General features: G+C 37.2%; 25 protein-coding genes and 1 pseudogene. 25 read left to right on the top strand and 1 reads right to left on the bottom strand.

The window, feature by feature from the left end:
• Positions 1–171 precede the first annotated feature (171 nt).
• The 5 genes and pseudogenes from MHH96_RS02920 to MHH96_RS02900 all read left to right on the top strand — a co-directional run bounded on the left by MHH96_RS02920 (position 172) and on the right by MHH96_RS02900 (position 4,030).
• Positions 172–1,207, top strand: a pseudogene (locus MHH96_RS02920) (ROK family protein).
• Entirely contained in the window at positions 1,195–1,920 is a 726-nt protein-coding gene (gene chbG / locus MHH96_RS02915) for a chitin disaccharide deacetylase (RefSeq protein WP_095259564.1), read from the top strand. Before MHH96_RS02920 ends, chbG begins: the two are co-directional and overlap by 13 nt.
• Before the next feature lie 13 nt (positions 1,921–1,933).
• Positions 1,934–2,167, top strand: a complete 234-nt coding sequence (locus MHH96_RS02910; RefSeq protein WP_047941986.1) for a PTS system mannose/fructose/sorbose family transporter subunit IID — start codon at positions 1,934–1,936, stop codon at positions 2,165–2,167.
• Between the two features lie 91 nt (positions 2,168–2,258).
• Positions 2,259–3,554, top strand: a complete 1,296-nt coding sequence (locus MHH96_RS02905; RefSeq protein ID WP_095259565.1) for a neutral/alkaline non-lysosomal ceramidase N-terminal domain-containing protein — start codon at positions 2,259–2,261, stop codon at positions 3,552–3,554.
• Between the two features lie 80 nt (positions 3,555–3,634).
• On the top strand, positions 3,635–4,030 hold the full coding sequence (locus tag MHH96_RS02900) for a PTS sugar transporter subunit IIA (RefSeq protein WP_445668992.1): 396 nt from the start codon (positions 3,635–3,637) through the stop codon (positions 4,028–4,030).
• Positions 4,031–4,341: 311 nt separating this feature from the next.
• On the opposite strand, the gene MHH96_RS02895 is transcribed toward MHH96_RS02900, so the two are convergent.
• Positions 4,342–4,782: an Lrp/AsnC family transcriptional regulator gene (locus MHH96_RS02895; protein ID WP_047941989.1), complete on the bottom strand. Its 441-nt coding sequence runs from the start codon at positions 4,780–4,782 to the stop codon at positions 4,342–4,344.
• 121 nt (positions 4,783–4,903) lie between these two features.
• On the opposite strand from MHH96_RS02895, the gene MHH96_RS02890 reads away from it, so the two are divergent.
• The 20 genes from MHH96_RS02890 to MHH96_RS02795 all read left to right on the top strand — a co-directional run bounded on the left by MHH96_RS02890 (position 4,904) and on the right by MHH96_RS02795 (position 24,366).
• On the top strand, positions 4,904–5,320 hold the full coding sequence (locus tag MHH96_RS02890; protein ID WP_061799352.1) for a carboxymuconolactone decarboxylase family protein: 417 nt from the start codon (positions 4,904–4,906) through the stop codon (positions 5,318–5,320).
• Positions 5,321–5,521: 201 nt separating this feature from the next.
• Positions 5,522–5,695, top strand: coding sequence for a YjfB family protein (locus MHH96_RS02885; RefSeq protein ID WP_082138312.1), 174 nt, complete (start codon positions 5,522–5,524; stop codon positions 5,693–5,695).
• Positions 5,696–6,242: 547 nt separating this feature from the next.
• On the top strand, positions 6,243–7,055 hold the full coding sequence (locus MHH96_RS02880; protein WP_047942000.1) for a creatininase family protein: 813 nt from the start codon (positions 6,243–6,245) through the stop codon (positions 7,053–7,055).
• A 26-nt stretch (positions 7,056–7,081) separates the two neighbouring features.
• Positions 7,082–7,882 carry an ABC transporter ATP-binding protein gene (locus MHH96_RS02875; protein WP_047942002.1) on the top strand — a complete coding sequence of 267 codons (801 nt, stop codon included), beginning with the start codon at positions 7,082–7,084 and terminating at the stop codon, positions 7,880–7,882.
• Between the two features lie 15 nt (positions 7,883–7,897).
• Positions 7,898–9,235: an FAD-binding oxidoreductase gene (locus MHH96_RS02870; protein ID WP_047942004.1), complete on the top strand. Its 1,338-nt coding sequence runs from the start codon at positions 7,898–7,900 to the stop codon at positions 9,233–9,235.
• Between the two features lie 13 nt (positions 9,236–9,248).
• On the top strand, positions 9,249–10,097 hold the full coding sequence (locus tag MHH96_RS02865; protein ID WP_123260435.1) for an ABC transporter permease: 849 nt from the start codon (positions 9,249–9,251) through the stop codon (positions 10,095–10,097).
• Between the two features lie 48 nt (positions 10,098–10,145).
• Complete coding sequence (locus tag MHH96_RS02860; RefSeq protein ID WP_047942006.1) at positions 10,146–11,141, top strand: ABC transporter substrate-binding protein; 996 nt, start codon at positions 10,146–10,148, stop codon at positions 11,139–11,141.
• Between the two features lies 1 nt (position 11,142).
• Positions 11,143–12,465: an amidohydrolase family protein gene (locus MHH96_RS02855; protein WP_328283028.1), complete on the top strand. Its 1,323-nt coding sequence runs from the start codon at positions 11,143–11,145 to the stop codon at positions 12,463–12,465.
• Between the two features lie 21 nt (positions 12,466–12,486).
• On the top strand, positions 12,487–13,722 hold the full coding sequence (locus MHH96_RS02850; RefSeq protein ID WP_328282971.1) for an amidohydrolase family protein: 1,236 nt from the start codon (positions 12,487–12,489) through the stop codon (positions 13,720–13,722).
• Between the two features lie 51 nt (positions 13,723–13,773).
• On the top strand, positions 13,774–14,010 hold the full coding sequence (locus MHH96_RS02845; protein WP_047942012.1) for a ferredoxin: 237 nt from the start codon (positions 13,774–13,776) through the stop codon (positions 14,008–14,010).
• Between the two features lie 217 nt (positions 14,011–14,227).
• Positions 14,228–15,115, top strand: coding sequence for a hypothetical protein (locus MHH96_RS02840; protein WP_172885252.1), 888 nt, complete (start codon positions 14,228–14,230; stop codon positions 15,113–15,115).
• Positions 15,116–15,276: 161 nt separating this feature from the next.
• Positions 15,277–17,397, top strand: a complete 2,121-nt coding sequence (locus MHH96_RS02835; RefSeq protein WP_341116590.1) for a BglG family transcription antiterminator — start codon at positions 15,277–15,279, stop codon at positions 17,395–17,397.
• A gap of 16 nt (positions 17,398–17,413) precedes the next feature.
• Positions 17,414–17,854 (top strand): PTS sugar transporter subunit IIA, encoded by a 441-nt coding sequence (locus tag MHH96_RS02830; protein ID WP_047942016.1) that lies wholly within the window; start codon positions 17,414–17,416, stop codon positions 17,852–17,854.
• A complete protein-coding gene (locus MHH96_RS02825) occupies positions 17,854–18,120 on the top strand; it encodes a PTS sugar transporter subunit IIB (protein ID WP_047942018.1) in 267 nt (88 codons plus the stop codon). The genes MHH96_RS02830 and MHH96_RS02825 overlap by 1 nt, the downstream gene beginning before the upstream one ends.
• Before the next feature lie 31 nt (positions 18,121–18,151).
• Positions 18,152–19,447 carry a PTS ascorbate transporter subunit IIC gene (locus MHH96_RS02820; protein ID WP_047942022.1) on the top strand — a complete coding sequence of 432 codons (1,296 nt, stop codon included), beginning with the start codon at positions 18,152–18,154 and terminating at the stop codon, positions 19,445–19,447.
• A 71-nt stretch (positions 19,448–19,518) separates the two neighbouring features.
• Entirely contained in the window at positions 19,519–20,511 is a 993-nt protein-coding gene (locus MHH96_RS02815) for a phosphotriesterase family protein (protein WP_047942023.1), read from the top strand.
• A 16-nt stretch (positions 20,512–20,527) separates the two neighbouring features.
• Positions 20,528–21,256, top strand: coding sequence for a creatininase family protein (locus MHH96_RS02810; RefSeq protein WP_144545724.1), 729 nt, complete (start codon positions 20,528–20,530; stop codon positions 21,254–21,256).
• Position 21,257: 1 nt separating this feature from the next.
• Positions 21,258–21,971 (top strand): KDGP aldolase, encoded by a 714-nt coding sequence (locus MHH96_RS02805; protein WP_061799328.1) that lies wholly within the window; start codon positions 21,258–21,260, stop codon positions 21,969–21,971.
• A 3-nt stretch (positions 21,972–21,974) separates the two neighbouring features.
• Positions 21,975–22,727: an SIS domain-containing protein gene (locus MHH96_RS02800; protein WP_144545722.1), complete on the top strand. Its 753-nt coding sequence runs from the start codon at positions 21,975–21,977 to the stop codon at positions 22,725–22,727.
• 520 nt (positions 22,728–23,247) lie between these two features.
• Positions 23,248–24,366 carry an ROK family transcriptional regulator gene (locus MHH96_RS02795; RefSeq protein WP_047942029.1) on the top strand — a complete coding sequence of 373 codons (1,119 nt, stop codon included), beginning with the start codon at positions 23,248–23,250 and terminating at the stop codon, positions 24,364–24,366.
• Positions 24,367–24,377: the final 11 nt, after the last annotated feature.

Below are 24,377 nucleotides of genomic sequence, written 5' to 3'. Positions count from 1 at the left end.
TAAACACTAAATAATTGGTGCTCTCGTTATGTTATTGCCGATCTATGGCTCCATTTTTCCGTTTCCGGACTGGCCATATAATTTGGTATTGATACTAGTTTTGGTCTATATCTTAGTTGGTTTCATTTTAGGATTAGTCCTAAAAAAGAAAAACGCAAAACCTTGTACAGGATGTTAGTAAAATTATTAGTTCAGATGGTTCAGAAAAGATGTAGAAAAGGTGATAAAATGAGTGGTTTGTATGGATTAGTGGATATTGGAGGAACTAAAACCCTAATTGGAATAGCCACTAATGAAAAAATTATTGGCACACGTCAGTTGATGTCTAAAACTATAGAATCACCACAAATGCTGATAGATATTCTTATGAAAGAATTCGATTCATTAATAGCTGAAACGGACCATAAATATGGAAGGTTAAACTCGGTCGGTATAAGTGTCCCGGGTCCGTTAAATCGAGAAAATGGAGTTATTCATTTCACAGGAAATTTAAAGTGGTCCAATTTTAAGATTGTGGAAGAACTAAGAAAAAGGCTCAATAATCATAGATGATGACGCTAACGCTGCTGGTATTGCAGAAGCGATTTATCGAGCAGGAAAAGGCTATAAGAATCAAATATATTTGACAGTCAGTACAGGTATTGGAGGTGCAATCATTATAGATGAAAAACTATATTATGGAAAACAAGATCTTGCGGGCGAAATCGGCCATATGACGGTATCACCAGACGGACCACCATGCTCCTGTGGGAATTTCGGTTGCCTAGAAGCTTTGGCTTCTGGAACATCTATTGCAAAAAAAGGGGAGCAATTATTGATTCAAGAGCAATCTGAAGTATTATTAGAACTTGCCGGTAAGAATTCGGTTACTGCTGAAATGGTTTTTGAGGCAGTTAGGTTGGGAGATCAAGCCTGTTTTTCTATCATCCAACAAACTTGCCGATATTTAGGGATTGGTTTGGCAAATATAATACAAATTTTCAACCCTGACGCGATAATTTTAGGAGGCGGAATTATGAATAATCAGTCAAAACTATTAATTCCATTAATAGAAAATGAAATGAATCAACGCTTGTTCAAAATTCACAGGGGTCATCTGGATCTTAAATTGGCTGCACTTAGCGGACAGAGCGGTTTATGGGGAGCGTGGCATTTAGCCAAAAATTTCCCTTCTAGAGCGGAGAGAAACTCATCATGCCATATTTAATAGTAAATGCTGATGACTTTGGTCTTTCAAAAGGAGTAAATTACGGAATTATTGATGCACATGTAAGTGGAATTGTTACATCAACAACGCTAATGGTGAACATGCCGGCAGCGAAACATGCCTCAAGCCTAGCCAAAAAATATCCTTCTTTGGGTGTTGGAGTTCACCTCAACCTAACGGCAGGTAAACCTATTCATCAAAATGTTCCATCACTAGTCAATCAAAAGGGATATTTCCATAGCAAGAAAGAAGTTTTAAACAAGGCAAATGTAATTGAGATAGAAAAAGAACTTAGGGCACAAATTAACGAATTTTACACTTTTGGATTGAATCCTACTCACATAGATACTCATCATAATTTACACGGCACAGAGCCAGTTTCTTCGATTGTAAAAGTTTTGGCTGAAGAGTACCGGCTGCCAATACGTCAATTAAATAAGGATGATTCAGCGATAAACACTCTAGAGTTTTGTTCTAAATTCCATGATGATAATGCTTCTTATGAAACTTTATTGGATATTTTTGAGCGTGCAAGTGTGACCCCTTTAGAAATGATGTGTCATCCTGGTTTTGTTGATCAACAACTTTTAAATCACAGTTCTTATAATATACAAAGAATAAAGGAATTAGGTATATTAACTGATCCCTTTACAATAACTGCCATTCAAAAAGCTAGTATCCAGTTAATATCTTACAAGGAGCTCAGATGGTAATAATTCTGTCTATATGCAGTACTTTTCAATTTTTACAATTATATGTGTTCAAAGATATATTGCAATGGCAACGATGTTAGGGATTGTAGTCATTGGTGGTTTAATCCCGCAACTTGTACAATTAGCCACTCCTTATGTACTAAAAGTGGGAGGTGCAGAAATAAAGTTCCAGGAAATCTTTGATTGGATTTTACCTAGCTTACATCCCTTAGCTATTACAGTTATTAGTTTCCTATTAATTAAGTAAGGTTTTAGTGCAATCAAAATTTTAATGGGAATGATTATTTTTTGTGTATTGGGTAAATAGATTGGTATTTTATAATGAATAAGGTGATAAAATGAATATTTATTGTGGATCAGCTAAAGTTGATATCACACCTACTGAAAGTAAGCTTTTAGCAGGTTATATGGCTACAAGACAATCTAAGGGAATTCATGATCCAATTTATGCACGAATTGTTGCAATCAGATCTCAACAGACTTTTATAATTCTAGTTAGCTTAGATTTGATTTGTATAGATCAAAACTATACAGTCGAACTTCGCAAAAAAATTTCAGACCAAACGAATGTTTCAAAAGAATGTATCTTCCTTCACGCTACGCATACTCATTCTGGTCCAGGGGGGACTATTCAGGAAACATCTCCCATCTGGAGAGCATTTCCTGATTTATGGATGCCATACGATAGAATACTTGTAAATGAACAACATAAAAAAATTGTTGAGGCTGTTAAACTAGCATTGGAAAATTTAGAAGAATGTAAAGTTAGTATTTGTGAGGGGGAAGTCAGCGGCATTGCTGCTAATAGGATATCATCTGAAATAGAATATTCCTCAATTTTAAAAGTAATAGAATTTGAATATTGCAGAACGAACAAAAAGATTATAGTGTATCACTTTGCATGCCATCCAACGATAATGAATAGAGACAACCTCCTAATTAGTGCTGATTTCCCTGGAGTAACTAGCTCTAATTTAGAAAATGAAAATAATGTAGAAATTGCATTATTTATAAATGGTCCGTCAGGTGATATTAGTACACGTTTTACAAGAAAAGAGGCAAGTTTTTATGAAGTAAGAAGGGTAGGAACAGTATTATCAGCAGCGGTACTGGAATTATTAATTCACAAAAAACAAATCAAGGTTGATACCATAAGTTCTAAAATAGAGAAAGTAGATTTGGCCCTTCGCAACATAGAAGATTCTGCACAACTGCAGCATAAATTGCACGAACTTAAACAAAGACATAAAATCCAAAAAGTAACAGCTGGAAATAACTGTGCCTATTTAAGAAAGATAGAATCAGAGATTGAAGGTGTTTCTGCATTAATCAAGAAATCAGGAGCGTTAGAAAATTCATTAACCATTTCTACCGAAATACAAGTATTAAAGCTGGGTGAGATCTTATTTGTATCAATACCTGGAGAAATATTTAATGAAACTGGAACAGAAATAACTAATAACTACAACGGAGTACCAGTATTCATAGCTGGTAACACTAACGACTACATAGGATATATAGTCCCAGAAGGCTACTATGCGAGTGACAGCTATGAGGCATATATGACGTTATTAGAAAAAGGATCCTCAGAAAAAATAAGAGACACAATACTCTATATGATGGACCAATTATAGGTGAGTATTTTACTCCATTAATGGCGCGATTGTTTAACAACACAAACAGAAAATGATCAAATTTTTTATAAAAAACGTCCATGAAATATATTAAGAGAAAAAAACAGGCTCTGTCCTCCGTTGGCATTATCCCTTCAGCAGGGCGGACTGTATCTCCAGTAAACGGTATTGTTACGACTCTTTTCAAAACAAAGCATGCCATCGGAATTACATCTGACAATGGGGCAGAAATCTTAATTCATATTGGAATGGATACAGTCAAGCTGGAGGGTAAATACTTCACAGCACATGTAAAACAAGGAGATAAAGTGAGTGCTGGTGACTTGTTATTAGAATTTGATATGGAAAAAATTAGAGAAGAAGGATACAATCTGATTACTCCTGTTATTATTACAAACAGTGCAGATTATAAACAAATTGATACGATAAAGGAAAGGACAGTAAGTGAAAAGCAAGTTGTCATTACGGCTGTTTAATCAGCGTTATTCAGAATAAAAAGTACTGTGTTTTCTGGGGGGCGGACGACACTAGCTAGATGGCAGTAGCGATGTTTGTTGGAAGCGCTTCCTTAATTTGCCGTTTATACAACGGAAGAAATTCAACTATTGATTAAAAATACTAATAAGAAGAAGGAAGGTCACCATATGGGAGAAACCTTCCTTTTTCTAATCGTGCGGGAATAACGGACAAATCTCCTCAATAACAAGTGCGTTCTTACCGCTCCATATAAAATAAACACTTTTATCCATTTTAAGGGGGTATCTCATTAAACAAAATCTAAATAAAATCAGTCTGAATCAATCTTTAAATTTGTATCCACCTTTGAAAAAATAAAATGTGTTACAGTGTGAGCAAAGGGGTTTATATCTTCAATAAATTGTTCTGCTTTGGCAAATGTATCGAATTGCATTTTTAGCATATAGCAGGCATTTCCAGCAATTCTGTAACAAAACTCTACATTTGGCTGCTCCTCAATATACCTTTTAAAAGAATTATAATCGCCATTTTTGACGGTTGCTTCAATAATACATTGAATAGGAAGTCCAAGTTTACTGTAATCCACTTCTAAAGTATACCTTTTGATTATTCCAAATGACTCCATTTGCCTTACGCGTTCTGTTACAGACGGAGAAGATAAATTAATTCTTCTTCCAAGTTCACTCATCGATAATCGACTATTTTGGTTTAATTCATCGATTATTTTCTTATCAATTGAATCTATTTTCATTTTTAATAAAAAACCTCCATATTTGTTAAGTTTGTAAAGTGTATCTATAAAAAATGTATCATTTTTAATGGGAACCTTTTATAATCTCCAGTAAAATTAATTCTACAAGGAGGTAGTAAGGATGGCAAGAATTAATGAATCAAAAAACGGTGAAACACCTTTTCAAAGACTCTTAGGATATAATGTAGATGTCTTAAATGGATGGAATCAATTAGGAGATGTGTTAGAAAAAGATTTGAATCTATCATCCCATCTAAAAGAACAAGTAAGAAGAACATTAGCACAAAGCAATGGGTGTGAATATTGCAAGGCAAAGGGAAAACCTGAATCTCACTTGTTCGATGAAAAAACGTCGATTGCAGTAGGGTTTGCAGAAGTCTTTTTGAAGCAAAAAGGGGACATTTCAGATGCCCAATTCAATATATTGAAAGAGTATCTTTCAGAAGCGGAAATCAGTGAGCTTATTGCGTTTATCACCTTTACTACCGCTTCCCAATATTTTGGCGCAATAATGAAATTAGAGCCTGTGACAATATAACAGATTCAGAGGGACGGTTCGGCCGTTTAATTAATGGCAAGAAGATTGGAGATAAATAGAAATAAAGATAGAGAAACATACCGCAAAAGGAGATTTTTGCTATAAGCAATTAAGGTATTACCAAGCTCTAAGTAATAGATTGGTAAAAATTTGTTTACAGTTATGTCTGGCAGCCGATAACAAGAAGAGGTGGTGAAAAAAATGGATATTGCTGCATTATCAATAGGAATGAAGCAAGCAAGCTTATCGCAAAATGTCGGCATAGCTTTAACAAAAAAGGCAATGGATACAGCTGAACAGAATAATGATCAATTACTAAAAATGCTAGAAGCCCCACATCCTACATTAGGGAAATCAATTGATCTTTCGGTTTGATATTGGTATCCAGCGCCAAGCAGGTGAGGGCAAGGAAAAGGAACCATTTTTCATGGTTCTTTTTTCTTTCCAAATCAATCGTATCAGATTTGAAGGATATTGGTTCCATCCCGAGAAACGTAAAATTCATATTCTAACCCCTAATACACTCATCCATACAATGTTTGTTTTATAAGATTGGTTTATAAAGAAGAAGTATTAGAAAGAACCTCGTAGTCGCTAAAAGCATCCCCTGTTTCCCTTTCTCCCTGGCTTATCTTCTTATTTGACCAAAATTTTAGAAGTATTAAGACTAGCGGAAGCGGAGATAAAAAATCCTTTTGATTTTGCTTGTAATTTATTGAATATTCAAATTTGTTCAAAGTATACAAAATATTATGAAAATATCTACGAAACTGCTAATGTATATTTGCAAAGTAACCACTAATATAAATATTATGTTTATGTTAGTAAATATAACATCAGTCGTAATGGTGTGGCATAAAAAGTTGATTTTGGGATGAGGGGTACGAAAATTCATAGGTTTCTTAAAGGGAGATGGGAAAAGATGTTACATGGTAGATATAGCGGTCATGCTTTTGAAAAAAGGTTCTTACCTAGATTGACGTCCAAAGAAATTAAGGAATTAGATAAGGAAAACGCACTTGTTATTTTGCCGATCGGTGCAGTAGAACAGCATGGACCACACTTGCCTGTTTATACAGATACTTTAATAGGCGAAGGGCTGTTAGTGGAAGCATTAAATTTAATCCCAGATGAGGATGTTTGGATTTTACCATCCTTACCATATGGAAAGAGTACAGAGCATTTAGGAATGTCAGGAACAATAACATTGTCAGCAGACACTTTACAGGCTGTCATTCGTGATATTGCGAAAAGTGTAAAGGAAAGTGGGTTTAAAAAATTGCTTCTGTTCAATACGCATGGAGGGAATCATGATCTTCTAAATATGATGGCAAGAGAAGTACGGATTGAAACAGGGATGAATGTCTTTCGACTAAACCCTGATTATTCGGTCCTACATTCCCTTATTTCTGATAAGGAACAAAAGTATGGGATTCATGGAGGCGAGGTCGAAACGTCCATGGTGTTAGCGTTAAAAGAAGCATGGGTGGATATGGAACTTAGTCCAACAGAGTTTGTCCACTTACCTGAAGATACACAGCATTTATATTTGAAAGGAAACAGTTACTTTGCGTGGGTGATGAAGGATATATCGGAAACAGGAATTGCGGGAGATGCTGCTAGTGCGACCATTGAAAAAGGGGAACAGATTCTCCAATTAGTTAGTGAAAGCTTTGCCGGTGCTATTAAGGAAATGATTCATTTCGATCTTCGTACAGTCAAAAGCATAATATAATTCGAAAACTCAGGAGGATGTTCTGTATGCAAAATACCAATGTGATGGAAGGACAAAAGCTGCATCCTTTAAATGAAACGATTGTTCATCTCCAAAATGTTAATAAGATTTATCCAAATGGGAAAACAGCCGTTCAAAATGTCAGTCTCGATATTGAACAGGGAGAGTTTGTATCCTTTGTTGGTCCATCAGGCTGTGGAAAATCAACGATTTTTAAGATGATTTCCGGGTTGATTGAACATACAGATGGAGAACTAACGATTCTAGGGAAGAGCCCTCGTCAAGCTCAAAAACAGAGCACAGATGTATCCTTCGTTTTTCAAGATGCTACCTTATTACCTTGGAGAAATGTAATGGACAATATTTTGCTTCCACTCGAATTCCAGCAAATCCCTAAAAAGCGAAAAGAGGAAATGGCAGAAAAAGTGTTGGAATTAGTAGGATTAAAGGATTTCCGCAAAGCTTTGCCAAGGGAATTATCTGGCGGCATGAAAATGAGGGTATCGATTGCCAGGGCGCTTGTGGCGAAACCAAAATTACTATTAATGGATGAGCCCTTTGGCGCATTAGATGAGATAACGAGACAAAACTTGCAAGCAGAGTTATTAAAAATATGGGAAAAGGAAAAAATGACCGTTCTATTCATTACCCATAATGTATTTGAAGCCGTATATTTATCAACGAAAATTGCCGTAATGACCCCTAGTCCAGGAAAGATAGAAAATACAGTCGAAGTGGACTTACCCTTTCCGAGAAATGCTGAATTAAGAACTTCCCATCATTTTAGTGATATAGCAGCAAAGGTTTCTCATTATTTACAATTTTAATAGGTGGTGATTTTTATGTGGTTAGATAAATTAATAGAGTTAGTGGGAGAAGAGAAGGTCATTGTAAGTGATAACTTAAGAGAACGATTGTCTAAGGATTATTACTGGTATTCGCCCGTACTATTCGAAGAATTAAAAGATAAAGTAGCTGATTGTGTAGTAAAACCGACATCGATAGAAGAGATACAAGGGTTGGTAACTTTTGCAGTCGAAAATAAAGTACCTGTAACGATTAGGGGAGCAGGAACAGGTAACTATGGACAGGCAATTCCTTTAAAAGGTGGAATTGTGCTTGATTTAACGAAAATGGATAAATTACTAGATTTAAAAGAAGATACCGTCAAAGTACAGGCGGGAATGCGTCTTGGCGCATTAGAAAAAAAATTACGAAAACAAGGAAAAGAACTAAGGATTTATCCAAGCACTTTTATGACTGCGACAGTAGGTGGTTTCTTGTGCGGAGGTTCGGGTGGAATTGGTTCCATTCGGTGGGGTAATTTATGGGATGGCAATATTCTAGGTGTGACGGTGATGACTTTTGAAGGCGAGCCGAGAATCTTTGAGGTAGTAGGAGAGGAAATAGAAGATTATATACATAATTACGGGACAACCGGAATTGTGTTAGAAGCTATTTTACCAGTGGAGGAGAAGCAAGAGTGGACCCAGCACATCATTTCCTTCCCGACCTTTAAAGAGGCGGTGAAATTTGGGGATGAGTTAGCCCATAAGGAAGAGATAACAAAACGTCTCGTATCTGTGTGTGAATGGCCGATTCCTTCTCACTTTCATTCATTAAAAGACGTTCTTCATGAGGAGAAATCTATTACGATGCTAGAAATAGAAGAGTCCTGTTTGGATGCATTACAAAGCTTAGTAGATAAATATAAAGGAAGTACAGATTTAATGATACCTGCTAACAACTATCATAAAGGTTTAAAGGTATCTGATTTTACATGGAATCATGCAACCCTTTGGGCTCATAAACATGGTGAGAATATGACATACCTTCAAGCTAGATTTAAAGTTGATCGTATTTTTGAACAGATGGATACATTGAGGGCTGAATTTGGAGAGGAGATTCAATTTCACTTTGAGTATATCAAGATAAAAGGAAAAATTACTCCTGCCTCCTTACCAGTCATACTCTATCAGTCAAAAGAAAGATTATATGAAATTATTGATTTCTGCCGAACGATAGAAGTGGAAATTAATGATCCCCATACGTACTTACTTGGATTTGGCGGTTATAATCTGAAAATGGAAAAAATCTTAATGAAGAAACGAGAAAATGATCCTTTCGATTTACTAAATCCAGGTAAGATTCCGGTGAAACAAGAATCAGAGATAATTTAAAAGGAGGGATATTATGGAACAAGCATCACAAAAGGTTACGGAAGTGCAGATAATAGGAATAAAAACGGATAAAAAATGGACGAAAGCGTTTAGCGTTTGGATTCCCCCTTTGATTGTATTTGTATTGTTTATGCTCCTTTGGCAATACGGTACCGTGCTATTTCAAATACCACCCTATCTATTGCCGAAACCAACAGATATTCTTCAAGCTTCACTAGAGAACTGGGAGAACTTGCGAAATGCAGTGACTAAAACGATTACTGCTTCTATCATTGGATTTATTTTTAGTGTGATTGGGGGAGTCATTGCAGCAATATTAATGGCTAGTTCGAAAATGCTGGAAAGAAGCTTGTATCCTTACGCCATTCTTCTCCAGACGATTCCGATTGTCGCGATTGCCCCGATCATTGTTATCTGGTTCGGATCTGGAACAAATGCGATTGTCATTATTGCCTTTACGATTGGATTTTTTCCAATGCTGTCGAATACCTTAGTGGGTTTAAATGCAACGGATCGAGGAATGATTAATCTACTAACCTTGTACCAAGCGTCTAAATGGAAAATTATGTGGAAGGTCCGCATTCCTTTTGCCCTCCCTTATATTATGGCAGGGCTGAAAATCTCCTGTACCCTTGCTGTGGTTGGTGCCATTGTCGGGGAGTATATTGCAGGCATTGGCGGTGGAGACGGTGGGTTAGGCTATGCGATTACCGTTGCCTCTAGTCGCATGGAAACAGCCTACTTATTTGCCTGTGGAATTTCTGCGAGTATTTTAGGGATTGTCTTTTTCCTGTTGGTCAATCTATTGTCAAAATGGGTTTTAGGATCCTGGCATGAATCAGAAATGAAACGAGACAATTAATAGGCATGTGATTTTTTACTAGATAATCGTAAAGGGGGAAATTAGTGAATGAGGAAAATAAAATCATACAAAAAAATTGGTGTGTTCGTCACTGCTATGTCTATGTTGCTGCTTACGGCCTGTGGAGATGCGAAGGAATCAGGCGGAAGCTCTAAGGATGGAGAATTAACGAAAGCTAAATTAGTTACAAATTGGTTTGCTCAGCCGGAGCATGGTGGGAACTATGCCGCCTTAAAACAGGATTTCTATAAAGAAGAAGGACTTGATATGACGATTGAGCCAGGCGGTCCGCAAATTTCGTCTACACAAATAGTTGCTTCTGGTAAAGCCCAATTTGGTTATACGCAAGCAGAGGACGTTCTAATCGCCAGAGATAAAGGAATACCTTTAGTAGCAATTGGAGCAATTTTTCAAAAAAGTCCTCAAGTATTAATAGGGCATGAAGGTGCATTAAAGGATTTCAAGGATTTAGATGGTAAAACAGTATACACAGCACCAGGCAGTGGCTATTGGGAGTATATTAAGAAGGCAAATGACTTAGAAGTGAAGGATATGGCTTATACCGGATCATTGGCAACATTTATTGATGACCCTAATGCCGTCACGCAAGGGTATGTTACTTCGGAGCCTTATGTTTTAGAGCAGGATGGAGTAAAAACAGACTACTTATTCATTCATGACTCTGGTTTTGAAACATATGCCAATGTTATTTTCACGACAGAGGATGTTATTAAAGATAATCCTGAATTGGTTCAATCCTTTATGAAAGCAACGGTAAAAGGCTGGGAATATTACCGTGACCATTCAGACGAAATTAATCCTTTTTTAAAGGAGAAAAATCCTGATTTATCCATGGAATTAATGGATTACGGAGCGAAAGCAGAAGAAGAGTTGATTTTCGGCGGGGATGCAAAAGAGCATGGATTTGGTTATATGTCTGATGAACGCTGGACAATGCTCCAAGATGAGCTGCTGGATCTTGGCATTATTAAAAAGAAAGAAGATGTTTCAAAAATATTTACGAATGATTATTTAGGTGAATAAGATGAAGGATATTCAATTGATTAATGTTTCTTTGCCATTGCTGAATACAGAAAAGCTTTATACCATTTTGATTCAAAACGGCATGTATACAAAAGTAGAACCACAAACCCAAAAGAGAAATGGGAATTTTTCCGTATTTAAAGACATTTGGAGCAGTAAGGAAGATTATCAACCAATAATAGATATGGGGGGAAGAATTCTTCTTCCCTCTTTTATTGATATCCATACCCATCTTGATAAAGCATTCTCTTTAGAAACGGTGCCGAATAAGTCAGGGACGCTAATCGAAGCAATCAGAAATTATAGCGAAAAAGCTGCCTCTTTTTCCAAAAACGAAATAAAACGGCGAGTAATGAAAGGAGCACTTCAAGCACTCTCACATGGCACCACTCATATACGAACCCATGTTAACTTTGAATGGAATATATCGAATGAGTTGGCATTAAGCCATCTGCAAGCGGTACTAGAGGCAAGGGATTTGTTGAAGCCCTATGTAACTATACAAGTTGTTCCGATGTTCTCGGATTTGTCGGTGAAGTCGGAAAGAGAAAAAGATGTATTGAGAGAAGCGATTTCCTATGGGATAGATGGAATAGGCGGAGCACCACATTTATCACCGAACGCAACGAAAGATATCGATCAGCTGTTTGAACTAGCCGCTAAATATGATAAGTTCGTTGATTTGCATGTGGATGAACAGGATAATCCGGAAATTTGTACGATTGAAAGAATTATTGATAATACGAAGAAATGGGATTTTCAAGGAAGAGTAACGGCGGGGCATTTATGCTCTCTATCTGCTATGACTGAAGAAAAGTCCGATCGCATTATAGAAGAAATGGCTCTTCAACATATCTACGCTGTCACTTTGCCTGGTGCCAATATGTATTTGCAAGGCAGAGGAGATAAGGGAATCGTTCGAAGAGGAATAACGAGAGTACGTGAAATGCTGCAGAAAAAGGTCGGATTAGCAACAGCCTCCGATAATGTAAGTGATCCATTTCATCCCTTTGGTCGATTTGATTTATTACAAATAGGATTGCTTACTGCTTATACAGCACATTTGGCGAGTGAAGAGGAGCTGATAGCTGTTTTAAATATGATAACTCAAACTCCAGCTGCTATTTTTGGGAAAAAAGCCCATGGAATGAAAGAAGGAGGGGTAGCTGAGTTTGTGTTATTCGATGCTACAAATATATATGATCTTTTTGCGAATCTATCTCCCGCGCGGTATGTATACAAAGATGGTGATTGGATTAGCAGCTCCCAATTCGAGCATCGATTCGGCGAAGGCAGTTTAAGTAGATTAGTAGAGATGGGATAAACAGATGAATGGAGTGAGAAGATGTTTGATCTAGTTTTAAAGAATGCTCAGCTTCCTTTTAAGGGAAATCCTACTAATATAGGTATAAAGGATGGGAAAATCCACTCCATTTCATCAAGCAATTTAATGGGGAATGAGGAAATGGATTTAGAAGGAAATGTATTACTGCCTCCTTTTGTGGAGATGCACACGCATTTAGATACGGTGCTGACAGCAGGGGAACCTTGGTTTAATCAATCTGGTACATTGGGAGAAGCAATTGATATTTGGTCTGTCAGAAAGCAATCGCTGACTAAAGAAGATGTGAAAAATAGAGCATTCAAAGCCCTTAAAATGTTGATGGAATATGGCGTGCTATATGTGAGAGCAGCAGTTGATATTTCCGATTCTGACTTAACAGCTTTGCATGCCATCATGGAATTAAGAGAAGAGCTGAAGTCATTCCTTTCTCTTCAAATAATCGCTTTCCCGCAAAATGGAATTATTTCTTGTCCGGAAAATCAAGAGCGGTTAGAAAAAGCAATATTACTAGGAGCTGATGCAGTTAGTGCAGTTCCGCACTTGGAAAATACGAGAGAGGAAGGAATTCAATCATTGGAATTCGCTTTTTCTCTAGCCAAAAAATATGAAAAAGAAATTCATATTTTTTGTGATGAAGTCGATGATGAACATTCTCGTTTCCTTGAAGTTGTCGCAAGCCTGACAATGCAGGAGAAAATGGAGGGAAAGGTAACCGCTAGCCACGCTAATGCCATGCTTTATTATTCAGATGCATATGCCAACAAAATCATGTCATTAGTGAAAAAGGCTCAAGTTACAATTGTCTGCTGCCCATTAGTTAACACTACGATGCAAGGGAGAGCAGATGCTCATCCAAAGGGGAGAGGTATTACACGTTTGAAAGAGTTAGCGGAACAGGGTGTAAATGTATGCATTGCCCATGATGATATCCAAACTCCTTTTTACCCATTCGGAAATGGCAATATCCTTCAAGCGGCTCACATGGCTCTTCATTTAGCACATATGACTGGAAGAGAGGAGCTGAAGCATATAGTGAACATGATTACGGTTAATGGAGCACAAGCTTACTCTATAAAGGATAAGTATGGGATTGAAGTAGGAAAAGAAGCGAATTTTGTCTGCTTTTCAGTAAAAGATGTATATGAGATTTTCTTTAAGCAACCAAAATGTAGGTATTTATTTAGGAAAGGAGCGTTAGTGGTAGAGACTGTGCCGGAGAGAACTAGCTGGAAATGAAAAGATTAGGAGAGGAAGCTCGAGCTAGAAATGGAGGGAAGGGGGATAAGAATGGCTAAATATGTAATGGTTGATAAGGATACATGTATTGCGTGCGGAGCATGTGGAGCAGCGGCCCCAGAGATTTTTGATTACGATGAGGAAGGATTATCAGAGGTGATGATAGATCATAATACAGGAACAGTAGCGTTAGCAGATGAATTATATGATGATTTATTCGATGCACTTGATGGGTGTCCGACTGGGTCTATTTTGGTAGAGAATTGTCCGTTTGGTGAGGAGAGTTGAAGTTTGTTAATGTGTTTACAGTTTTTTGGGGAAGAGAAGAGTGAATAGAGTCTATTTTGAGAAAAAGATAAAGGCATCCCCGTCTAAATTAGATGGGGATAAATTTTACTTGTAAAGCAGCTTAATTAGTGAATGTCGTTGTTTTTATTTAATTAATAAGGTATAAATATAGTATCTACATAGAAATTCTATATATTTATAGAAAAGAGATGATACAATGACAAAAACAAAATGGCCCCTGGCTTTACTAGCCGTAATGGATATAGTACTACTCATCATGCACTTTTCAGGCTATTATTTTATCTTCCTGCTGCCAACTGGTTATATCCTTCCGCTTATCCTTAACATTTTGATTTTATCTATTATGGGATTTCGTTCTGCTCGCATTCGTTCCTTTTGGGTGATAATTGGTTTAATGCTCAGTATTCCTATTTTGCTTTTACACGCGCTCATGGTTTCCCTTTTGGAAAATAATTATACGACCATTGATTCTCCGGATAACAGGCAGTCGTTAGTGATTGAACATCGGAATTTTACCCTTGGTGAAACCACTTATTATTATGAATTCTACAAAACAAAGTTCGGACTTATCGGCAAGCATCTTGACGGCCAACCCATTAGAGTAATGGTTCGTTCTTCCGATATGGGTGATGGGGGAGATGAAAGTGCCATAGGGTGGGAAAACGCCCAATGGATTACAAAGGATGTGGTTCGTTTTCCAACGCTAGAGGGAGAAAAGGATGTGTATCTAAATCCCACTTCTACTCGTAATAATGCTATCCAAAATAAGAAGGAAGAAAACCAATCCTTTTCGTCAGAAATGACGGAAAGGATTGACATTTTTATGAAAATGGCGGAGAAGAAAGAGGATGGGCAAGCAATAGAGATTAATGGTAATCGCCTAGAGGTTCGTTATGATAAATCAGCGAATGAAAGCTGGATAGAAGTTGAAAACGACAAGGAGTCAGGAACGATTCCAAGACAGCAATGTTCCCGGATAGTGAGGAATGAGGAGAACGGCTATTATATGCTGGAGGAATGTACACATAGATGGGAATATCGGTTGTATCCTTTGGGGAACGGGGAAGAGCGTATATACAGATAATAAAATTTGTTTTCGAATCATGCTGATTAACGAGTACGATTTTGCACAAAAGCTGTTGATTATAATCGGTCTTTCCATATAGACAGATAGGGGGTAGAATCAAGCTAAGCAATTGCCCTTTATCTTTTTGCACATTACTTAAGTGCGAGGAGGAATATGACATGTCATTAGATAAACGCAGTACTGCGATATTAATGCAACTCATCCATGCAGACTCTTATATGTCTGTGGAAGAATTAACAGAGAAATTAAATGTTTCCCGCCGAACCATCTATTATGATATAGAGAAAATCAATGACTGGCTCGATAGCCTTGGAATCGACAAGGTGGAAAAAGTGCGGAGTGCGGGATTTATTCTTCCAGATAAAGTGAAAAAGCTTATTCCAACCAACATACAGAAAGTCCAAGCCTGGCATTATGAATACTCACAAGATGAACGCAAGGCATGGATTGCTATTTATATCTTAATGGGCGGAAAACGATATTTTCTGGAAGACCTAATGGAAAAAACTAGAGTTAGTAGAACGACTACTATTGAAGATATTAAATCTTTAAAAATGGATATTTGCTCTTTTCATCTTCATTTGGATTTTGAACGGAAGCAAGGATACACCATATCAGGGGATGAAACGGAAGTTCGGAGAGCAATTGGGTATTATTTATCGATTGCCATCCCCGTCCAAAATCAGCATTCATTAGTAGCTGCTCTGCAAATTCAACTTAGCGACGCCAAAAACAGTGAGCAACTTTTAGCATTGCTGAAACAAGTTTATCATTTACTGTTCCAAAGCGAAAAAGAATTAAATATTAAGTTTACCGATAATATGCTTTACAGCTTAAGTTTGCGATTTATGCTATTTAGCATGAGAATAACGCAAGCAAATTATATAAAAATGGATGTAGTGGAAAAGGAAGTATTACGGAACACGAAAGCATTTTTGGTTGCAAAACAAATTTGCAGGGAACTCGAACGTATATTTCAAACAACCTTTCCTGAAGATGAACAGATTTATTTAACTACTTACTTATTAGGGGCACGTGTTAATTACTCGGAAGAAGATTTAAATGACAATATCCTTTCAGAAGAGTTAATGAAGATTGCCAAAATAATGACGAATCAATTTCAAATCCTTGCTTGTACCTTATTTGATGATCAGGAAACCCTGGTGAAAAATCTCGTTCTCCATTTAAAACCTGCTTTTTATCGGGTCAAATATGGACTTGATGTCGAAAAAAATATTGTTGACGCTGTTAAATCCCAATTTGAAGAGGTATACTTCCTCACGCAGAAGGTGATTGAGCCCTTCGAAAAGCTGATTGGGAAGCAGCTGCCAGAAAATGAAATCGCTTATATTTCTTTTCACTTTGGAGGGTGCTTAAGGAGAGCTGGGACAACACTAATTACTAGGAAAAAAGCATTAGTCGTGTGTGCAATTGGGATTGGCACCTCTCAAATATTAAAACAGCAATTAGAAGGGTTATTCTCAACAATTGATATTACTGATTCTATTTCCGTTAGAGATTATGAGAAGAAGAACTATCATGTTGATCTTGTCTTTTCCACAACAGCGATTCAGAAAAAGGATACACCAGTTTTTATCGTTAGTCCTATTCTATCGGATGCTGAAAAGGAAAGCTTATTAAAAAAAGTAAACGTTATCTTTAATAGCACGCAAAAGCAGCATCTTGCCACAAATCGAATTATCGATGTGGTGGAACGATATGCAACGATACATCAAAAAGACGAGTTGATGAAGGAATTAAGACAATATTTAAATAGTCCAGAAATGACAATAACCGAAGCCTATAAACCAAACTTACTTGATATTTTAAAAGAAGAACATATCCAGACAACTTTAAATGTTCCAAATTGGAAATCAGCTATTAAATTAGCGGCTCGCTCCCTGATAGAAGGTGAATATATTACGGAAGCATACCGAGATGCGATGATTTCAAAAATTGAAAAGTATGGACCTTATATTGTTATTTCACCGAAGGTAGCGATTCCTCATGCTAAACCAGAAGATGGCGTCAAGAAACTAGGCATCAGTCTATTGAAACTTGAAGAAGCCGTTTCATTTTCAAATGATGAAAAGCATGATGTTTCCTTAATCATTACATTAGCTCCTTTGGATCAAGAATCACATCTCAGGGCTTTATCCCAATTAACAGGATTATTTTCCAAAAAAGACACAGTGAACAGATTAATCAAACTTCAAACAGCACAGGATATCTATCAATATATGAAACAATCCTTAATTGATCAGCAATTGGTTAACTAACATGGAGGTGTGATACATGAAATTTTTGGAGGAATCTCTAATTGCTTTAGATGTAGAAGCTGCATCACCGGAAGAGGCTATTATTAGCACGGGGAAGCTTCTAATGAATAGTAAACTTGTTGAAGAAACTTATGTACATGCTATGGTGCGTTCTTTTCAAACAAATGGTCCTTATTTTGTCCTTGCGCCAAATATAGCGCTCCCTCATGCAAGACCAGAAGACGGCGTGAAAGAGGCATGTGTATCATTTGTCAGACTAAAGACACCAGTTAAATTTGGTCATTCTTCTAATGACCCAGTGAGGTTAGTATTCGCTTTAGGCGCTTCCTCTAGTACAGAGCATGTTACCGTGCTGCAAAAATTAACGGCACTGCTATCAAATCAAGAAAATGTAGAAAAACTACTGAATGCACAAAGCTATGAAGAGATTAAACCATTAATAGGAGGACAAATCTAATGAAAATTTTATGCGTATGTGGATTAGGACAAGGAACAAGCTTGATTTTACGAATTAATGTAGAAAATGTACTGCGCCAAATGGGGATAGACGCAGATGTAGAAAACACAGACGTTTCCAGTGCTTCTGCCGAACGTCCTGACTTTATCATTACAAGTAATGAATTATCCCAGTCATTAGCAGGACATTCCTCCAAAATCATTATCGTTAATAATTACTTTGATACAAATGAAATTAAAACAGCTCTTGAAGCAAATATCGTTTAATAAATCCTAAATAATAGAGGAGGAACAAACAATGGAGGTCATTCAATGGCTAGCATCTAACTTCTTCGGAATACCGGCAATTTTATTAGGCTTTATTGTGTTGCTTGGTTTGATCTTACAGAAAAAGAATACAAGCCAAATCATCAGCGGCACATTTAAAGCAATGATTGGTTTCTTAATCATTAATGCTGGTGCAGGAGTTATTACTGGTTCCCTTGGAGTATTTGAACCGATGTGGAGCGAAGTATTTGGGATTGAAGGAGCAGAATTTAGTGCTTTTATGGGACAAGAAGCCTTCAATGCGAAATATGGCTCAGCAGTTACATTAGCGATGTTTATCGGGTTTATCATTAACGTGTTATTAGCAAGATTCACTCGCTTTAAATATATCTACTTAACAGGGCATATGATGTTCTGGACAACCATGATATTTGCAGGTGTCCTTATCGATACAACAACAAATATCCCATTCGCAGCTTTAGTTCTTATATTATCCGTATTTATGGGGATTTATTGGACCTTCCAACCAGCTATCGTCCAGCCGTATATGCGGAAAATTACTGGCCATGACCAAATAGCGCTAGGACACACTTCTGCGCTCGTTGCATTACTTGCATCTTGGTTTGGAAAATGGTTTGGGAATAAAGAGAATGATGCGGAAAAAATCAAATTGCCGAAAGGTCTTGAATTTCTTAGAGACTCCAATGTTATTACTGCCCTGACAATGAGTATTCTCTTCGTAATAGGTGCTGTTATTCTTTCCTTAAAAGATACACCTGCTGCAGATGCCTTAGTTGCTCAAGCTGGCGATCAGAATTTTATCATGTATGCCATTATTCAATCCTTTACCTTTGCAGCTGGTATTGCTGTTGTCCTTTTCGGGGTGAAAATGTTTATTGGTGAGATTGTTCCTGCCTTCAACGGAATCGCTACGAAACTAGTTCCTGGTGCAAGACCTGCATTAGATGCACCTATCGTATTCACTTATGCTCCAAATGCCGTTATTCTTGGATTCCTTGGCGCATTTGCTGGCGGTATCATCTGGCTAATTATTTTAGGGCAAACAGTAGGGTATGTGTTTGTGCCAACAATGATTGTACTATTCTTTCATGGAGCAACTGCTGGTGTTTTTGGGAATGCAACTGGCGGCGTCCGCGGCGCTCTAATGGGTGGCTTCATAACAGCAACCGTTGTCGCATGGGGACAATATCTAATGGTTAAAACGCTGATTGCTTCGACGATTCCAGACACCGCCATGTGGGCTGCGGATTCTGATATGTTCATCTTAGGACCATTATTCAGATTGATCGGAATGCTCTTTAATTAAATAACAATTATATAATCCGACATTGATTCATATGTCGGTTTTTCATTTAATAGATCAGGAGGTAAATGAAAATGAGCTTTATTCGGACATTAAGAGGAGATATTCAACCTAAAGAGTTAGGTTTTACTTATTCACATGAACATATTGTTTGCCGTCCAGCCTATTGGGCTGAAAGAGATGCGGATGATTTACTATTAGATGATAAGGAAAAGTCTAAAAAGGATGTGGCTGATTTCAAACGCCATGGAGGCCAAGCGATTGTTGATGCTACAGCCGTTGATTATGGCCGCGATGTGCAAGCGGTAAAGGAAATATCGGATGAGCTGGATCTCCACATTATCGGTACAGCTGGTTTTAACAAGAGTTTTCTTTGGGATGGAAAGATTAAAGACGAGCTTAAACCGCTTATTGGAAATTACGATACTTATGCGGAATGGATTGATCAAACAAGTATTAATAAACTAACGGAGTTTGTCATTAGAGAAGTGGAAGAAGGACTGGAAGGCACGCCGTTTAAAGCAGGACAAGTGAAATTCGGAACAGGCTATAACCGAATTACGCCCTTAGAAGAGAAGACTTTACGTGCAGTAGCAAGAGCACATCATGAAACAAAAGCTCCAATCCATTCCCATACTGAAGTTGGCACGATGGCATTAGAGCAAATAGAACTATTAAAATCAGAAAATGTGAATCTTGAATTCTTAAGTCTAGGACATATGGATCGTAATCCAGATCCATCTTATCATGAAAAAATAGCGAAAACAGGGGCACTCTTAAGTTTTGACGGCATAGCGAAAATCAAATACGCACCAGAGTCGCTAAGAATTGAGTGCATTCTACATTTAGTAGAAAAGGGCTATGAAAATCAAATCCTTATTTCGGGTGATACAGCTCGTAAAAGCTATTATAAACATTATGATTACGGCTTAGGTCTCGAATACATTATTGCCAAGTGGGTTCCTAGATTCATTGAGGAAGCAAATCAAAAAGGCTTTAATGGGGAGCAGCTGGTTCATAAATTCTTTGTAGAAAACCCAGCAAGATGCTTTACATTTAAAAAATAATGAGCGAGGTGTAAGCATGCAATTCCAATACGAAAACTCCTTTGAGGTGAAAGGAAAAATAATCGATAAAAAGGTCGCTATCTTACCAATCGGAGCTGTAGAGGCTCACGGCCCGCATTTACCATTAGGGACAGATAATCTTTTAGCGGAACGGTTAAGTGCAAAGCTCGCCGAACAAGTTAATGGATTTGTTTTACCGACGTTACCTTATGGACAGGTTTGGAGTTTAAAGAACTTCCCTGGCAGCATCAATGTATCGAATGAATCGTTAATTAGTATGTTATTCGATATCGGAGAAAGTTTATACCGTCAGGGCTTCCAAATTTTCGCCATGGTTAATGGACATCTAGGAAATGCTTTTGCCATGAAAGAAGCAGCACGAAAGCTTTATGAAATTTACCCAGAGTTAATCGTACTCTACCTATTTTATCCTGGTACAAGCAAAGTTATTGCTGAAGTTAGAGAAACGCCAGCAAGCCATGGCACATACTTTCACGCAGATGAAATAGAAACATCCTACATGTTATACCTAGCTCCAGAGTTTGTTGCGATGGAGAAAGCATTAAATGATATGCCAACCATTCCAATGATTGCCGATGTGACACCAACACCTTGGGAAGAATTCACCGAAACAGCCATTTTAAGTGATGCAACATTAGCCCGTATAGATAAAGGGGAAAAAATAATCAAAGTTGCTCTTCAAAACATGGTACAAATTATTGAAAAAATGAAAGAGGGCCGCTAACATGTTAAAAGAAAAGCTTTTTGATTTTGTTTTATTCAACTTTCTAGCGAAGGATAAAGAAAATGTACAGGATATCATGGAAGCTGGAAAAGGCTTTGTTGTTCCAGGAATCGTAGCGTCCGATTTTTCCAATAAGCAAGAAGGGGCTAGTAAGGTTAAAGAATTGAAGGAAGTAGTTGATATCGTCTCTATCGGTCTTGGCGGTGGCGGAGATCCTGTGTATGCAAAACGAGTTCTCGACATAGCCGCTATTTCTAATCCAGGACATATTAATCAGCCATTTGAAAGTGCCATCTATGCAAAAGGATTTCTAGAAGGAAAAGGAGCATCTCCTCAGCTTGTTAATGCATTGGTAAAACCAAGTGGAACCGTTGGAACTGTGAAATTAGCTTCAGGTATGGAAGTAAAAGTAGAGGAATTCGTAGAAATTGCGCTCGTATTAGGAGTGGAGTCCATTAAATTTATGCCTCTATCCGGCGAAGTTCATTTAGAGGAGCTTGTCTATTTAACAAAAGTTGCTGCACAAAAAGGAATTCGTGGTATTGAACCTGCAGGTGGTATAAGTGCGTTCAATATAAAGACAATCATTGATGCAGTAAAGAAAATAGAAATAGAATTTTTTATGCCGCATATATTTGGTTCCACAATTGACCAAGCAACAGGGAAAACCATTCCGACGGAAGTTGCACAAATACTAAATAAACTGGGGGCTTAACTTATGCTAACGAACTATTTTGAAAAAGTAAGCAATCTACTGCAGCTCGTTTTAGAAAAGGAAAAAGCGCAATTGCAATTGGCTGCGGAGAAAGTCGCAGACAGCATTGAAAATGATGGTATTATTCAATTGTTTGGATGTGGCCACTCGCATATCTTAACAGAAGAGGTTTTTTACCGCGCTGGTGGATTGGTACCCCTAAAACCAATCTTATTCGAACCGCTAATGCTTCACGAAGGGGCAATGCATTCTTCCCAGCTGGAGCGCAAAAATGATTATGCACAAAACTTTATAGAGGAATATGAGATTAAGCCAAATGATATCGTTTTTGTGTTATCCACATCTGGGCGAAATCCTGTCCCTGTAGATGTAGCGCAATATGCGAAAGAAAAAGGCGCTTTTGTCATTGGGATAACTTCATTAGAATATTCCCAAAGCCAGCCTTCACGTCATAAAAGCGGCAGCCATCTTTTTAATTCAGTCGATTTAGTGATAAATAATCATTCTGCTAAAGGAGATGCAATCTTAAGCTACGATAAGGTGAAGGTACCATTTGCCCCGACTTCTACTGTTATTGGTGCGACTATTCTTAATAGTATCTTCGCAGAGGCAATTAAAATCATGGCAGATCATGATTTTGAACCACCAGTTTTCTTAAGTGGAAATATAGAAGGATCTGACGATCATAATGAATCATTAGTAAAAAAATATGAAAAAAGAATCCCGTTACTAACTTTAAATATGAAAGAGGAGTAAGTAACGAGGCAGCTAATCATTGGCATGAAAAAAGAATTTTTAACTCTATAAGAAAGTCTCTTTTATTAACTTTTAACAGGGCTTCTCTCTACTGTATGAGAGAGCCCTATTTTAGTATAAATAAAGATAATTCAGTAAAGGAATCTTCAAAATAAATTTTCTTCCCCCATTTGGCTGATATACCCTTTACATTGGCTGATATGCTCCCCGTTTTGGCTGATATATCCCTTACTTTGGCTGATATCCTCCTCGTTTTAGCTGATATACCCCTTACTTTGGCTGATATCCTCCTCGTTTTAGCTGATATATCCCTTAAGTTCCCTGATATCTTCCCCCGCAACTAAAAAATACTAATAAAATTCGTAGAATGATCAGAATTTTTTTTAAAAAATATTGAAATGTCAGAAAACTCATGCGATAATACAAATAATTAGTCCAGTAACAAAACTAATTAAAGTGTAAAAAATAATAGAAATTTTTAAGGATTTACAAACTAGTATTGGAGATAGGATAAAGCATTATGAAAAACAAAGTTGCAGCACATCATGACTTGATAAAAAAAATTAATCGGTCATTGATATTGGAAGAAATTAAAACAGAAAAGTTAATTAGCAGAGCTCAAATTGCGAAGAAATTATCACTAAGTAAGTCAACGGTTTCATCTATTGTGGAAGAATTGTTAGAAAAAAAGTTAGTAATTGAGATGGGAGAACAAAGTCCAGTAAAAGGTGGTGGGAGACCTGCATTAATGTTAGGATACAACACGGATTCAGCCTATGGTATTGGGTTAGACATTGATAGAGTAAGAATTTTGATCATTATTACCAATTTAGTTGGAAAGATAATCTTTAAAAAAAAGGTGAAGCTAACGAATCAAGTAGAAGAAATTATCAGTATTGTCAAACAGAGCATAAAAGAATCTGCTATACCAGAGGAAAAAATTCTAGGGATGGGCATAGGGGTGCCTGGTAGAGCTAATTCAGAAATAGTATTTCGGGCAAAAGCTTTAAATTGGACTAATCTTAACCTTCATGAAATTTTCAAACCGCATTTTCCTTTTCCCACTTTCATAAACAATGATGTCAATTGTGCAGGTCTAGGCGAAATGTGGCTGGATCCTTCAGGGATTAAAAATCTCTTATTCATTGAAATAGGGCAGAGTGTTGGAAGCGCAGTTATTAACGAAGGGAATCTAGTTTATGGTCATGATTACCAAGCAGGTGAGATTGCCTATCAAATAAGCCGGAGTGATTTTGAAAATGGCAAGTTTAACCTGATGGGAAAACCAGGTGTATTCGAATCAAAAGTATCTGGAGTTGCATTGGCAGAGTCAGGTTATTCCCCTGAAGTTTTGTTTCAAAAGTATTCCCATGGAGAGGAACAAGTGATTTCTATCGTAGATAGTTTTGTTATTGAACTATCTGTTTTTATCGCTAATGCAACAAATCTAATAAATCCTGAAAGAGTTATTATTGGTGGAGATGTTTCCGAATCGATGGATATAGTAATCAATCAAATAAGTGAATTAGTTACAAACCTTACTCCAATAAAAACAGAAATAAGTCTGGCTAGGCTTGGAGGGGATGCTGGAGCACTTGGTGCGATAGCGTTTATGTTTAAACAGATAGAAAATCAGTAACACAAAAAGCC

Origin of the sequence: Niallia sp. FSL K6-0212 (assembly GCF_038007605.1) — a bacterium.
GTDB lineage: Bacteria > Bacillota > Bacilli > Bacillales > Cytobacillaceae > Niallia > Niallia circulans.
Note: the sequence above shows the minus strand (reverse complement) of the source record. Positions and strands in the feature narration are given on the sequence as shown.

Excerpts from the sequence above, each read along its gene's own strand:
- MHH96_RS02825 (WP_047942018.1), top strand. The coding sequence starts at position 17,854 with ATGAAAATTTTATGCGTATGTGGATTAGGACAAGGAACAAGCTTGATT.
- MHH96_RS02805 (WP_061799328.1), top strand. The coding sequence starts at position 21,258 with ATGTTAAAAGAAAAGCTTTTTGATTTTGTTTTATTCAACTTTCTAGCG.
- MHH96_RS02820 (WP_047942022.1), top strand. The coding sequence starts at position 18,152 with ATGGAGGTCATTCAATGGCTAGCATCTAACTTCTTCGGAATACCGGCA.
- MHH96_RS02795 (WP_047942029.1), top strand. The coding sequence starts at position 23,248 with ATGAAAAACAAAGTTGCAGCACATCATGACTTGATAAAAAAAATTAAT.
- MHH96_RS02895 (WP_047941989.1), bottom strand. The coding sequence starts at position 4,782 with ATGAAAATAGATTCAATTGATAAGAAAATAATCGATGAATTAAACCAA.
- MHH96_RS02905 (WP_095259565.1), top strand. The coding sequence starts at position 2,259 with ATGAATATTTATTGTGGATCAGCTAAAGTTGATATCACACCTACTGAA.
- MHH96_RS02850 (WP_328282971.1), top strand. The coding sequence starts at position 12,487 with ATGTTTGATCTAGTTTTAAAGAATGCTCAGCTTCCTTTTAAGGGAAAT.
- MHH96_RS02840 (WP_172885252.1), top strand. The coding sequence starts at position 14,228 with ATGACAAAAACAAAATGGCCCCTGGCTTTACTAGCCGTAATGGATATA.
- MHH96_RS02865 (WP_123260435.1), top strand. The coding sequence starts at position 9,249 with ATGGAACAAGCATCACAAAAGGTTACGGAAGTGCAGATAATAGGAATA.
- MHH96_RS02870 (WP_047942004.1), top strand. The coding sequence starts at position 7,898 with ATGTGGTTAGATAAATTAATAGAGTTAGTGGGAGAAGAGAAGGTCATT.
- MHH96_RS02880 (WP_047942000.1), top strand. The coding sequence starts at position 6,243 with ATGTTACATGGTAGATATAGCGGTCATGCTTTTGAAAAAAGGTTCTTA.
- MHH96_RS02810 (WP_144545724.1), top strand. The coding sequence starts at position 20,528 with ATGCAATTCCAATACGAAAACTCCTTTGAGGTGAAAGGAAAAATAATC.
- MHH96_RS02830 (WP_047942016.1), top strand. The coding sequence starts at position 17,414 with ATGAAATTTTTGGAGGAATCTCTAATTGCTTTAGATGTAGAAGCTGCA.
- MHH96_RS02860 (WP_047942006.1), top strand. The coding sequence starts at position 10,146 with ATGAGGAAAATAAAATCATACAAAAAAATTGGTGTGTTCGTCACTGCT.
- MHH96_RS02900 (WP_445668992.1), top strand. The coding sequence starts at position 3,635 with ATGAAATATATTAAGAGAAAAAAACAGGCTCTGTCCTCCGTTGGCATT.
- MHH96_RS02910 (WP_047941986.1), top strand. The coding sequence starts at position 1,934 with ATGCAGTACTTTTCAATTTTTACAATTATATGTGTTCAAAGATATATT.
- MHH96_RS02885 (WP_082138312.1), top strand. The coding sequence starts at position 5,522 with ATGGATATTGCTGCATTATCAATAGGAATGAAGCAAGCAAGCTTATCG.
- chbG (WP_095259564.1), top strand. The coding sequence starts at position 1,195 with ATGCCATATTTAATAGTAAATGCTGATGACTTTGGTCTTTCAAAAGGA.
- MHH96_RS02855 (WP_328283028.1), top strand. The coding sequence starts at position 11,143 with ATGAAGGATATTCAATTGATTAATGTTTCTTTGCCATTGCTGAATACA.
- MHH96_RS02845 (WP_047942012.1), top strand. The coding sequence starts at position 13,774 with ATGGCTAAATATGTAATGGTTGATAAGGATACATGTATTGCGTGCGGA.
- MHH96_RS02800 (WP_144545722.1), top strand. The coding sequence starts at position 21,975 with ATGCTAACGAACTATTTTGAAAAAGTAAGCAATCTACTGCAGCTCGTT.
- MHH96_RS02815 (WP_047942023.1), top strand. The coding sequence starts at position 19,519 with ATGAGCTTTATTCGGACATTAAGAGGAGATATTCAACCTAAAGAGTTA.
- MHH96_RS02875 (WP_047942002.1), top strand. The coding sequence starts at position 7,082 with ATGCAAAATACCAATGTGATGGAAGGACAAAAGCTGCATCCTTTAAAT.
- MHH96_RS02890 (WP_061799352.1), top strand. The coding sequence starts at position 4,904 with ATGGCAAGAATTAATGAATCAAAAAACGGTGAAACACCTTTTCAAAGA.
- MHH96_RS02835 (WP_341116590.1), top strand. The coding sequence starts at position 15,277 with ATGTCATTAGATAAACGCAGTACTGCGATATTAATGCAACTCATCCAT.